General features: G+C 59.2%; 8 protein-coding genes. 7 read left to right on the forward strand and 1 reads right to left on the reverse strand.

Going from position 1 to position 13,184, the window contains the following annotated elements; genetic code table 11:
- The first annotated feature begins 70 nt into the window (after positions 1-70).
- Positions 71-1,150: a LacI family DNA-binding transcriptional regulator gene (locus SBC1_RS23520; RefSeq protein WP_165095192.1), complete on the forward strand. Its 1,080-nt coding sequence runs from the start codon at positions 71-73 to the stop codon at positions 1,148-1,150.
- Between the two features lie 16 nt (positions 1,151-1,166).
- Here the strand turns inward: SBC1_RS23520 and SBC1_RS23525 are convergent, their stop codons facing one another.
- Positions 1,167-1,889, reverse strand: a complete 723-nt coding sequence (locus SBC1_RS23525) for a haloacid dehalogenase type II (protein WP_165095188.1) — start codon at positions 1,887-1,889, stop codon at positions 1,167-1,169.
- A 285-nt stretch (positions 1,890-2,174) separates the two neighbouring features.
- Here SBC1_RS23525 and adh point away from each other — a divergent pair, with 285 nt between their 5' ends.
- The 6 genes from adh (at position 2,175) to SBC1_RS23555 (ending at position 12,053) form a co-directional block, all read left to right on the forward strand.
- Positions 2,175-3,695: an aldehyde dehydrogenase gene (adh, locus tag SBC1_RS23530; protein WP_165989025.1), complete on the forward strand. Its 1,521-nt coding sequence runs from the start codon at positions 2,175-2,177 to the stop codon at positions 3,693-3,695.
- A 74-nt stretch (positions 3,696-3,769) separates the two neighbouring features.
- Entirely contained in the window at positions 3,770-4,162 is a 393-nt protein-coding gene (locus SBC1_RS23535; RefSeq protein ID WP_165095184.1) for a DUF779 domain-containing protein, read from the forward strand.
- Between the two features lie 183 nt (positions 4,163-4,345).
- Positions 4,346-6,253 carry a sigma-54-dependent Fis family transcriptional regulator gene (locus SBC1_RS23540; RefSeq protein ID WP_165989063.1) on the forward strand — a complete coding sequence of 636 codons (1,908 nt, stop codon included), beginning with the start codon at positions 4,346-4,348 and terminating at the stop codon, positions 6,251-6,253.
- A gap of 183 nt (positions 6,254-6,436) precedes the next feature.
- Positions 6,437-7,582: a sigma-54-dependent Fis family transcriptional regulator gene (locus SBC1_RS23545; protein ID WP_165095180.1), complete on the forward strand. Its 1,146-nt coding sequence runs from the start codon at positions 6,437-6,439 to the stop codon at positions 7,580-7,582.
- 87 nt (positions 7,583-7,669) lie between these two features.
- Positions 7,670-9,472 (forward strand): NAD(P)/FAD-dependent oxidoreductase, encoded by a 1,803-nt coding sequence (locus SBC1_RS23550; RefSeq protein ID WP_165095177.1) that lies wholly within the window; start codon positions 7,670-7,672, stop codon positions 9,470-9,472.
- Positions 9,473-9,908: 436 nt separating this feature from the next.
- Positions 9,909-12,053, forward strand: a complete 2,145-nt coding sequence (locus SBC1_RS23555) for a bifunctional diguanylate cyclase/phosphodiesterase (RefSeq protein ID WP_165101287.1) — start codon at positions 9,909-9,911, stop codon at positions 12,051-12,053.
- The last annotated feature ends 1,131 nt before the right edge of the window (positions 12,054-13,184 follow it).

Here is a 13,184-nt window from a genome sequence, read left to right on the forward strand (position 1 = left end):
TTCTTATGACAAGGCCCGGTCGGCGTTGACTACAATATCGGCGTCAAGTCCTCCTGCAACCAAGCGAACCATGCCGAACGACAAGCCGACCGCCCATTCCATCGACGCCATCGACGCCCGGGAAGAAGCTCCGCCCGCGCCCGTCAAGCGCTCGCGCGGCGGTCCGAAAGGACTGCGCATTACCGACGTCGCGGCTGTTGCGGGCGTCTCTCCCATCACGGTTTCGCGTGTCTTTAACAATCCGGAATCGGTCGCGCCGGAAACGCTCGAGCGCGTGCGTCAGGTGGTCCAGAAGCTTGGTTACGTACCTAACCGGCTCGCGGGCGGGTTGTCCTCGGCGAAGTCGCGGCTGATCGCGGCGATTGTCCCGACCATCGCGCACTCGTTGTTTTCCGAGACTATTCAGGTGTTCAGCGAGACCATGTCGAAGGCCGGTTATCAGGTGCTGCTCGCGTTGAGCGGCTACAGCGATTCCAGTGAGGAAACGCTGCTTGATGCCGTCTTGAGCCGGCGTCCTGAAGGGGTGCTGCTCACGGGCGTCGCGCACACGGATTCGTTGCGCGAAAGGCTGCGCAATGTCGGCATTCCGATTGTTGAAACGTGGGACATGACTGAGACGCCGATCGATATGCTCGTCGGTTTCTCGCATTACGAAGTGGGCGTTGCGGTTGCGGAGCGCTTCTTGGCGCGTGGGGTCTCGCATCCGGGTCTGGTGTCGGCCAATGATGATCGTGCGATTGCGCGTATCACCGGCTTTCGGGAGCGGCTGGCGCGCGCAGGGATCCACGATATAGCGGACGTGATTGTCGCGCCGCCCAGCTCGGTGTCCATTGGCAAAGTCGCGTTGCCTAAGCTGCTGGAGCAGATGCCATCACTCGATGCGGTTTTCTGCGGCTCGGACTTGCTTGCTATCGGCGTGCTTGGCGAGGCAAAACGGCGGGGTATCGACGTGCCGTCGCAATTGGCCATCTGCGGTTTCGGCGATCTGGAGTTCGCTTCGGAAACCAGTCCGCAATTGACGACCGTGGGCGTGGACGGCACGCGTATTGGCGTGAGCGCAGCGCGCTGTTTGTTAGAGCGCTTGAAAGGCGCGAAGGAAGCGAACGTGGTTGATGTCGGGTTTCATATTGTCGAACGGCAGACGGTTTAAGTTGAGCTAAGTCACCCTAAGCTCCCACCTTATCCGCCAGATCGTTGAAGTCACGCGCGACCACGTCCCAGTCCGCTTCGGCCTTCAAGTCCGTGGTCTGCCCCGGCCCATGTTCCGTTGGCCGAGCAACAAACGCCGTCTTGTACCCGCATTGCCTCGCCGCTGCGAGATCACTGTTGTGCGCGGCGACCAGGCACATTTGCTCCGGGCGCAGACCCAGTACATCGGCGGTTCGCAAATACGCTTCGGGCATCGGCTTGTACGCCTGCACGACTTCCGCACCCAGAATTGCGTCCCACGGAATGCCGGCGCGTTTCGCCATGTTCAGCATCAGCACAATGTTGCCATTCGAAAGTGGCGCAATGATGCGAGTGGCCTTGAGTCGAGTGAGGCCGGTGAGGGAGTCGGGCCACGGATCGAGCCGATGCCACGCCAGATTCAGCTCATCTACTTCCTCGTCCGGAATGCTTGCGGCATCAATTCCATAGTCCGCCAATACCGCCAGCAAGTTCTCGCGGTGTAACACGTCTAGCCGAACGAATGCTCTCCGGCCGCTGCGCACTTCCTCCATGGCAGGGCCATACCGTCGACGCCAGGCATCGGCGAATTCGGACGGGTCGATGCCGTTAATTTGACGCCGCGCCAGAAACAGCGCGGCGTCACGCGCCACGCCGCTGCGCCAATCCACAACAGTGCCAAATACATCAAATACCAATGCTTTAACGCCGATCAATGCCATCGCGTGCCTCTCTTTCAAGTTACGCCCATGACGAACGCCACCGGTCCGACGCACTATATTGCACAACAAATCCACCACGCGTCACTGTTCCGTTTCAACGCGTTTTTCGGCGCACCTGTTCCGAAACGGAACGCTTGGGTCTCCCTCTTACACAAGCCGAAATCCCGCACCGCCCGTGCCCACATACAAGACGTCCATTGGCACGCATCTCGCAAGTATGTTTCCACCGGTCGCGGCAATCATAGTCGCGGCGGTCATTCTCACCGACATGCGAGGAGCACGCACATGAATCACGCCGAGATGCAATTTTTGAACACAGACTTCCCGTATAAAAAGCAGTATGGCAATTTCATCGGTGGTCAATGGGTCAAGCCGGTAGGTGGTGAGTATTTCGATAACATTTCGCCAATCACGGGCGAACCGTTCACATCGATTCCGCGCTCGCGCGAAGCTGATATTGAACTCGCGCTCGACGCAGCGCACAAAGCGAAGACCGCTTGGGGCAAGACGTCGCCCGCTGAGCGAGCCAACATCCTGAACAAGATTGCCGACCGGATGGAAGCGAATCTGACGCGCATTGCGGTGGCGGAAACAATCGATAACGGCAAGCCGCTACGCGAAACCATGGCCGCCGATATCCCGTTGGCGATCGATCATTTCCGCTATTTCGCCGGTTGCGTGCGGGCTCAGGAAGGCTCGATTTCGCAGATCGATGGGGACACGGTCGCGTACCACTTCCATGAGCCGCTAGGCGTGGTAGGGCAGATTATCCCGTGGAATTTCCCGATTCTGATGGCGGTGTGGAAGCTAGCACCTGCGCTCGCCGCGGGCAATTGCGTCGTCCTCAAGCCCGCTGAACAAACCCCCGCTTCGCTGCTGGTGCTGATCGAATTGATCGAGGATCTATTGCCGGCCGGCGTGCTCAACGTGGTCAACGGCTTTGGGCTGGAGGCTGGCAAACCGCTGGCATCGAATAAGCGAATTGCCAAGATCGCGTTCACCGGCGAGACCACGACTGGCCGCCTGATCATGCAGTACGCCAGCCAGAACCTGATTCCGGTGACGCTCGAACTCGGCGGCAAGAGCCCGAACATTTTCTTCGCCGATGTCATGAACGCGGACGACAGCTATTTCGACAAGGCGCTTGAAGGTTTCGCCATGTTCGCGCTGAATCAGGGCGAGGTCTGTACGTGCCCGTCGCGCGTGCTGATTGAAGAGTCAATCTACGATCGCTTCATGGAACGCGCGCTCAAGCGCGTGGCGGCCATCAGCCAGGGGCACCCGCTCGACTCGAAGACAATGATTGGCGCGCAAGCCTCGCAGGAGCAGCTTGAAAAGATCCTGTCGTATATCGATCTTGGCAAGCAGGAAGGCGCTGAATGCCTGATCGGCGGCGAACGCAACGCGCTCGACGGCGAGTTGAAGAACGGCTACTACGTGAAGCCGACCGTCTTCCGCGGTCACAACAAGATGCGCATCTTCCAGGAAGAAATCTTTGGGCCGGTGGTGTCGGTGACTACTTTCAAGGACGAAGCGCAGGCACTGGAAATCGCCAATGACACGCTTTATGGCCTCGGTGCGGGCGTATGGACGCGCGACGGTACGCGAGCCTATCGTTTCGGCCGCGACATCCAGGCTGGGCGTGTATGGACCAACTGCTATCACGCGTATCCGGCGCATGCGGCGTTTGGTGGTTACAAGCAATCGGGCATTGGCCGGGAAAATCACAAGATGATGCTCGACCACTATCAGCAGACAAAAAACCTGCTGGTGAGTTATAGCCAGAAGCCGCTCGGTTTCTTCTGATTGAAGCAGTTGTCTGATTGAAATGGCGGGCCGCTTTTGCGGCTCGTCATATTGCGTATTCAGTGGAAACCCTTATGACCGAAGAAGAAGTTTCGCGCGTGGTCGCCACGCCGGCGGCGATCCAATTAATCGATAAGCTGAAGGCCGAACACGGACAGGTGTTGTTCCATCAGTCGGGCGGTTGCTGCGACGGTAGCGCGCCCATGTGTTTCCCGGTCGCCGAATTCATGGTCGGTTCGTCGGACGTCAAGCTCGGCGAGCTAGCCGGCGTGCCGTTCTACATGAGCGAATCTCAATTCGAATACTGGCAGCACACGCAGTTGATCATCGATTGCGTGCCGGGAAATGGCGGCATGTTTTCGCTGGAACGGCCGAGCGGGTTGCGTTTTCTCACGCGATCGCGCCTTTTCGACGACACCGAATCTGCGTGGCTCGAGCGTCATCCGGTCGAGCACGTCACGGGTTGAACCCGGGGTTGAACACGGTAGCAGTGGTACATTGTCTCGATCGACCACGCGATGGGCGGAGCTGACGACCGACTCCTTCCGCGAATGCTGGCGAAGGAGACAATGCTTATGAACCCGGTTTCTATCGACCGTTCAAGCGGATCAAGTGGATCCGCGCTGCTGGTCAGCGATCATGCTGACCGTATGGAAGGCCTGGATATCATCAAGCAATCGCACGAACGTTCCCGGAGCTTCGGCCTGTCGGACACCATGCGGCCCGACTACGGCGTGCTCAGCGAAGCGGATCTCCGACTCAAGCGCGAACAGAATCGCGCGCTCTCCACGCATGCGCTGCCCGTCATAGAAACGCTCTACGGGCAGATCGCCAATACGCATAGCATGGTCGTACTGACCGACTCTGAAGGGCTCATCCTGCATTCGCTTGGCGACGACGATTTCCTCGCCCGTGCCGACCGTGTCGCGTTGCGTCCGGGCGCGTTATGGAGCGAACAGCAGCAGGGCACCAACGCGATAGGCACGGCCATTGCCGCACGCGACGCCGCCATGGTGCTCGGCGACCAGCATTACTTGCGCGCGAACCGGTTCCTTGCGTGCTCCAGCGTGCCGATTCTCGATCCGTTCGGAGAGTTGCTAGGCGTTTTTGACGTCACCGGCGATTGTCGCGGCCACAGCCGTCACACCATGGCGCTTGCCAAGATGTCCGCGCAGATGATCGAGAACCATTTGTTCACCAGCGCCTTTCCTGAAGCATTGCGAATCCATTTTCACGGGCGTCCGGAGTTTATCGGCACGTTGATGGAAGGCATTGCTGCGTTCAGGGCTGATGGACGCTTTCTATCGGCTAATCGCAGCGCGCAATTTCAGTTTGGCTTGCCGCTTGCCTCGTTGCGCGCGCATACCTTGTCATCGTTGTTCAACGTCTCATGCAGCGAACTGTTCGACCGGATGCGCAGCGGCGCGGGCGCGCCCGTCGAACGCACGATTTCGCTGTGCCTGCACAGCGGCGTTAATGTTTTTGCCAGCGCCGATCTGAGGCGCTCGACGGCCGTTGCACTCTCGACGGACAGTCACGATGTCACCGATGTCATCGCGCGCAAACGCGTCTCGGAACCGCAGCCGAAACTCTCCGGCCTGCGTTACCTGATGACTGGCGACGCCCAGGTTGCGGCACTCGTTGAACGGGTGCGCAGGGTGATCGGTAAAAATATTCCGATCCTGATTGGCGGTGAGACGGGTACCGGCAAGGATGTCCTGGCGAGCGCCGTGCATCGTGACTCGCCTCGTTGCGACGGGCCGTTCGTTGCGGTGAATTGTGCGTCGATCCCGGACACGCTGATAGAAGCGGAGTTGTTCGGTTATGAGGAAGGGGCGTTTACGGGCGCGTCCAAACGCGGCGCTTGCGGCAAGATCCTGCAAGCCGATGGCGGTACCCTGTTCCTCGATGAAATCGGCGATATGCCGTACTCGTTGCAAAGCCGTTTGCTGCGTGTGCTGCAAGAGCGCATGGTGACGCCGCTGGGCAGCACGCGCGCCGTGCCTGTGGATTTCGCCCTGATTTGCGCGACCAATCGCAATCTGCGCGAGCGCGTCACTGCTGGCGAATTTCGTGAGGATCTCTATTACCGGATCAACGGGTTGCTCGTGACGCTGCCGCCGCTGCGCCAGCGGACCGATCTGGCTGTGACCGTCGAAAAGATCCTTCGTGCCGAGCGTCCAAGTGGTGCACCCATCAGGGTTTCACCTGAGGTGCTGGCGGCGTTCACCCGTCACCCGTGGCCGGGAAATTTCCGGCAACTGGCGAACGTGCTGAGGACCGCGTGTGCGATGCTTGACGACCATGAGACGTGCATCGGCCTGGACCATCTGCCGCAAGATTTCTTCGATGACGAACGCGACGCGGAGAATGCGAAAGTGGCCTTGTCGCCGTCTGCGACGGACAGCGCGCGCCTGGACGATCTCGCGTTGTCGGCCGTCGCGGCAGCGCTTGAGACGCACGCCGGCAACGTCTCGGCGGCAGCGCGAATGCTTGGCGTATCGCGTAACACGCTCTACCGGAAGATGGCGGCGCTCGACGAAACGCGGCGTCGGTAACAGTCCATAACCGCGAGTCCACAGCCTCGCCGTTGATTGAGACAGATGTCTCATCAACCTCGATGGTGCACTGCGGTGTGATCTCCCGGAATACGCATGCTAAAACGTCATCATGCGTTTAAGTTTTCGGGTTGCCGCGTGTCGTGAATGGCGCGAGCGCACCGAATCGGCCGGAGGCTCTTCATGCCGTATGTTTCGCAGACCAGACACATCGATCGCGTGCGCAACGTGATAGAAGGCCGCATGAGCAGCCCGGGTGCCGATGCGTCGCGGCTGGCGTCGTCGTATAGGCGCTCGCTGGAGCAATATCATCTCGATCCGGGCGCGACTATCGGGCCGCGCATCCTGACCGTTCCCGAACTACGCGATGTCCAGCAGCGCGAAGAAACCGTGCTGCGTGCATCCGGCCAATGTCTTTCGCGACTGCATGAAACCGTACGCGAAGCCGACTACTGCGTGATGTTGACCGATGCAGAGGGCGTGACCATCGACTACCGGGTGGATCGTGATCGCCGGCACGAATTCAAGCGCGCGGGTTTGTATCCCGGCTCGTGCTGGTCCGAGCGTGAAGAGGGGACATGCGGTGTTGCGTCGGTGCTGCTCGACGCCGAGGCGATCACCGTCCACAAGACCGACCATTTCCGCGCGGCGTTCACCACGCTGACCTGTAGCGCATCGCCTATCTTCGGCGTGCGAGGCGAGCTGATCGGCGTGCTGGATGCGTCGGCGGTGCGCTCGCCCGAAGAGCGCGAGAGCCAGCGGCTGGTCAACCATATTGTTCGGCAAAGCGCGTTGCTGATAGAGGACGGTTTCTTCCTCAACGCGACCACGCATTGCTGGGTCTTGCTTGCGCACCGCAGCCGGCATTACGTTGAGGCGCAGCCGGAAATATTGATCGCGTTCGACGCACGCGGTTACGCGATTGCGGCTAACCGGCGCGCGAAGGAATGCGTGCCGGGGCTGAATCAGTTGCCGCGCCACGTCTCCGAACTCTTCGATATCCGCGCCGAACGTCTGCTCGATGCACGCCCCGGACGCGATCTCATCTCGTTCAGGCTGGTCGGCTCGGGTTCGCCGCTGCATGCGCGTGTCAGGCCGCCTGTTGTACACGTTTCCCGAAGCCCGACGCCGCCACCACGCGAAGCCGCCAAGCCGGTAACGGAACGCGCGTTGTCCGAAAGCGAAACACTTGAACGCACTCGCATACTCGCTGCGATGACCCATGCTAAATGGCGGCCAGTCATAGCGGCACAAGCGCTGGGCATATCGCGGGCGACGTTGTACCGGCGTATAGCGAAGTTTGGAATAGTGGCGCCGCACAGGCGCTAGCAGCAGACTTGCGTTTTATTTTAGCGGGCAAAGAACCCGTCTTTTTTAATCGATACTTAGTGATCCGTAACTAATGGAGGAGCCACCATGTCTGAACAGAATCCGAATCAAACCATCTCCAACGTCCTGGAGACATTCGAAGCCGCGCTAAAGAGCGGCGACACAGCAGCGGCGGCCGCGCAATTCCAGCCCGATGGTTTTTGGCGCGACCTGGTCGCGTTCACCTGGAACATCAAGACGATGGAAGGCCGCGAGCAGATTGCGGCGATGCTGGAATCGCAGCTGGACACAGTCAAGCCATCGAACCTGAAGATTGCCGATAACGAAACGGCGACCGAAGCGGACGGCGTGACGCAAGCGTGGATCACGTTCGAGACCGGCGTTGCTCGAGGTACGGGCTTTATCCGCGTGAAGGATGGGCAGATCTGGACGCTGCTCACGACCATGACCGAACTTAAGGGCCACGAAGAACCGAAAGGCATCAAGCGGCCGATGGGCGCCGAGCATGGCGCACGTAAGGACAGGACCAGCTGGAAGGAGAATCGCGAGGCCGAGCTGGAGACACTGGGTTATGACAAGCAGCCGTATTGCCTGATTGTTGGCGGCGGGCAGGGCGGGATTGCTTTGGGCGCACGGCTGCGGCAACTGGGCGTGCCGGCAATTATTATCGATAAGAACGAGCGGCCCGGTGACCAATGGCGCGCGCGTTACAAGAGCCTGTGCCTGCATGATCCGGTCTGGTACGACCACATGCCGTACCTGCCGTTCCCTGACAACTGGCCAGTGTTTTCGCCGAAGGACAAGATTGGCGACTGGCTGGAGATGTACACAAAGGTCATGGAGCTGAACTACTGGGGATCGACCACATGCACGTCCGCTCAATACGACGAGGCTGCGGGTGAATGGACCGTGGAAGTCGAGCGCGGCGGCGAAAAGCTAACGCTTCGGCCGAAACAACTCGTGCTTGCAACCGGGATGTCGGGCAAGCCGAATATGCCGAAGTTCAAGGGCATGGATGTGTTCAAGGGCGAGCAGCATCATTCGTCGAAACATCCGGGACCGGATGCTTACAAGGGCAAGAAGGTGGTTGTGATCGGCGCGAATAATTCTGCACACGATATTTGCGGCGCGCTGTGGGAAGCGGGCGTGGATGTGACCATGGTGCAGCGCTCGTCCACGCACATAGTCAAGTCGAACTCGCTCATGGAGTTGGCGCTGGGCGACCTTTACTCCGAGCGCGCGGTGGCGTCGGGCATGACTACGATGAAGGCCGACCTGACGTTTGCATCGATACCTTACAAGATCCTGCACGAGTTCCAGATCCCGGTTTATAACGCGATCAAGGAGCGTGACGCGGAGTTTTACGACCGGCTGGAGAAGCGAGGTTTCATGCTCGATTTCGGCGATGACGGCTCGGGCCTCTTCATGAAATACCTGCGGCGCGGATCGGGTTATTACATCGATGTGGGCGCATCAGACCTCGTCGCGGACGGCAAGATCAAGCTGAAGAGCGGCGTGGATGTGGTCGAGTTGAAAGAGCATTCTGTCGTGCTCAGCGACGGCAGCGAACTTGAAGCGGATCTGGTTGTGTACGCGACCGGTTATGGGTCGATGAACGGCTGGGCCGCGGATCTTATCTCGCGTGAGGTGGCGGACAAGGTGGGCAAGGTGTGGGGATTGGGATCGAATACGACCAAGGACCCTGGGCCGTGGGAAGGCGAGCAGCGCAACATGTGGAAACCTACGCAGCAGCAGGCGTTGTGGTTCCATGGCGGGAACCTGCATCAATCGCGGCACTACTCGCAGTATTTATCGCTGCAACTCAAGGCGCGGATGGAGGGAATTCCAACGCCGGTATTCGGTTTGCAAGAGGTGCATCATTTGTCGTGATGGCAGGTTGTAACTGACGCTTTGCAGCGGACGCAGACGTGCCCGGCCGTGGTCGATTCTTTATCGATCGCTGCCGGGCACGTGTGTTTTTGGCGCGCCCTCACGGCCCCCTCATAAGGGTCGCCTCGACATGAGTGGCGACCGGAATACCACCCTGATTGCACTTTGAGGTGCGCGGCGGCATGCGACCGGCGCGTAATTTTTTCAAGTTTCGGGACGCCGGGTCGTTATAAGTATTGTGTGAGCTGTTGCCGTGAGCTCGGCTATCGCGACTTTTGCACACCGGGCTGACGCTCATGGCCGCTTCTTCTCCGTGCCTCAGGCACCTGTTTACGTGGGAGGCCAACGCTCGACAATCAGTTTATGCTCACGCCGTTGTGCACGGACGCGGCGAGAGAGATCCACGCAGTTCGGATCAACACTTATGGAATACCCCATGCTTGCTGGTAGCTACAATAGTTTGCTCGTCTTGTTCTCGCTGCTTGTCGCGATTCTGGCCTCGTATACGGGGTTGGACATGGCGGGCCGCATTTCTACCTCACAGGGACGGGCAGCCTTTGGGTGGCTGATAGGCGGCGCGTGCGCCATGGGCACGGGCATCTGGTCGATGCACTTTGTCGGCATGCTGGCCTTCAGCTTGCCGATTTCGCTTGGCTACGACCCCTCGATCACGGTGCTCTCACTGCTGATCGCCATTGCATCTTCGGCGTTCGCGCTGTGGCTTGTGGGCCAGAACGAATTGCCTGTGTCGCGATTGATCGGCGGCGCTGTATTAATGGGTGCCGGGGTCACGGGTATGCACTATACGGGCATGGCCGCGTTGCGCATGACGCCCGGAATCCGCTACATCCCGTCCCTTTTTATCCTGTCCGTCATCATCGCGATTCTTGCGTCAGGCGCAGCACTGTGGATTGCATTCCACTTGCGCCGTTATTCACCCGTGGTTCGGCCGATGCGTGCAGGCGCAGCGGTGGTGATGGGCCTTGCCATTGTCGCGATGCACTACACCGGCATGGCCGCGGCGCAATTTCCGATTGGGAGCGTTTGCGGTGCCGCGCGCGAGGGCGTGAGTGCAGGATGGCTGGCGCTTGTGATCATTGTTGCCACGCTGGCGGTGCTCACCATTGCACTGATCATTTCAGTCCTTGACCTGCGGCTGGAGTCACGCACCGCCCTATTGGCGGTCTCGCTCGCTGAGGCCAACCAGGAATTGACGTACCTGGCATTGCATGACGCCCTCACCAAGCTTCCCAATCGCGTGCTGCTGGAAGACCGGCTTAGCAGGGCGATCCAGAGTGCTGATCGCGAGCGTGGTCGCTTCGCCCTGATGTTCATGGACCTGGACGGGTTCAAGGTGGTCAACGACGCGTACGGCCATCACGTTGGTGACCTGTTGCTGGTCGATGTCGCGCAACGCATAGGGATGAATGTTCGGTCACAGGACACGCTCGCCCGTGTGGGAGGAGACGAATTCGTGTTGCTCGCGGAGGTTGCGGAACCGGCGGATGCGGCGACCCTCGCCGGCAAAATATTGGCCGCTATGAGAGAAGCGTTTCAGCTTGCCGGCCGCGAGTTGCGCGTGTCGACCAGCATTGGTATTGCGATCTATCCCGGCAACGGCTTTCATCAGGAGGACCTGCTGATCAATGCGGATGCCGCGATGTATCACGCAAAGGCGCTAGGAAGAAATACCTACTGCTTCTTCGAAGCCTCCATGAACGCCAATGTGCATGAGCAGTTGCAGCTCGTGCAGGATCTTCGCGCGGCGGTTGATCGAAACCAGCTGATCTTGCAATATCAACCGAAGTTCACTGCACCCCACGGGCCGGTAATCGGCGTGGAAGCGCTGGTGCGTTGGCGGCATCCTACTCGCGGGTTGATTCCGCCAGACCAGTTTATCCCCTTGGCGGAGAAAACCGGCTTGATCGTGTCAATTGGTGAATGGGTATTCGACGAGGCCTGCCGGCAGATTGCCGTGTTGCGCAACGCGGGACATCACGAGCTGACCATGGCGGTCAATCTGTCGGCAATGCAATTCAGACACGCGAGTCTGATTCGAACCGTCCGGGAGACCTTGGCGCGCCACCTGCTGGAACCGAGCTGCCTGACGCTCGAGATCACCGAGTCCACGGCGATGCACGATGTCGATACAAGCCTGCGAATCCTGGAGCAACTGCACGAGATGGGCGTGCGTATTTCCATCGATGATTTTGGCACTGGCTATTCAAGTCTTCTGTATTTGAAACGGCTGCCGGCAAGCGAGCTGAAAATCGACCGTGGGTTTATCCGGGACCTTGCCCGTGATACGGAGGATGCGGCGATTGTGTCGGCGATTGTGGCACTGGGCCAGACACTCAATTTGAATATTGTTGCCGAGGGTGTGGAGACACGGGCACAGCAGGAATTCCTGACCCGTCTTGGTTGTGATTCCTTGCAAGGCTTCTTGCTTGGTCATCCGATGTCGGCCGATGATTTGATCGACGTTCTTTCGCCAGATGGTCTCGTGTGTGAGGCGGCGCGACGCCGCTCTGTCATTGAGGTTGATGCGCGGCTGGCGCCCGTCGGGGGGGAAGTGGGTTGATGCCGGGTTGCGCGGGTTCCTGGGTTAGCGGTTGGGGTCGGTGCCGGGTTGCTTTGGGGTCGGCGGTCGGAGTCAATGCTGGGTTGCCAGGTTCCTGGGTTAGCGGTCGGAGTCAATGCCGGGTTGCTGCTCTCGGCCTTAGCGGTCTGCGTGAGTCGGATTTTCTCTTTATCACTATTAGCCACTGCGCGTGGCGGCGCGTCATTTCTTTGTCCAAAGCGACAAAGAAACGAAGCAAAGAAAGCGCTTTTAAACCACGCTACCCTAAGTGTCCACAGCGTGCAGTTTCCATTCATAGGTGCCCCAAAAGCACGGTGCTCGCCAGAGCCTCGGATGTGTGAACCCCTCCTTCTCCGAACACGGATACCCACACGCTTCGCCACCAGTGACTGAACCTGCCCAAGGAGCACCCCGCGCTATCCGCGGACAACCTCCTTTCGAATTTGTACGCATGCCAAACCATGTTACCAACCCACGAAGTAACAAAGCCCCAAATACGTAAGGCGGCACTCGACGGAAATAGGCCTATAAGTTTGCAGCTAACTCATCAAAATATGAGGCGGTACATACGCGTCAAGCTGCTACGAATCAAGGTGTGATCTACGGATACGGCCGCGCAGATCAGTCAGTCAACCTACAAAAAACCGCAGCCGTAAATGCGCGTGAGGACGGGCGGGCTCCTTGGTAATTCGTGCTTGCCCGAGAGCGTTGGGGGCGAAGCGTGTTCGTGTCAGGATTCGCGAGAAGGAGGGGTTCACACATCGGTGGCTCCGGCGAGCACCGTGCTTTTGGGGTACCCATGTATGGGAACTGCACGCTGGGGACACTTATGAGCCCGCGTTTTGAAAGCGTTTTCTTTGCTTCGTTTCTTTGTCGCTTTGGACAAAGAAATGACGTGCCGCCACGCACAGTGGCTAACAGTGATAAAGAAATTAGCTAACCTAAGCAGGTCACTAACGCTAAAAGCAGCAACCCGGCATTGACTCCGACCGCTAACGCAGGAATCTGGCGACCCAGCATTGACTCCGACCGCCAACACCGGAACCTGGCAACCCAGCATAGACCCCGACCGCCAACCCCAGAACCCGTGCAATCCAACATCGACTCCGCCCGCCAACCCCGAAAGCACCC

This window comes from Caballeronia sp. SBC1 (assembly GCF_011493005.1).
Lineage (GTDB): Bacteria > Pseudomonadota > Gammaproteobacteria > Burkholderiales > Burkholderiaceae > Caballeronia.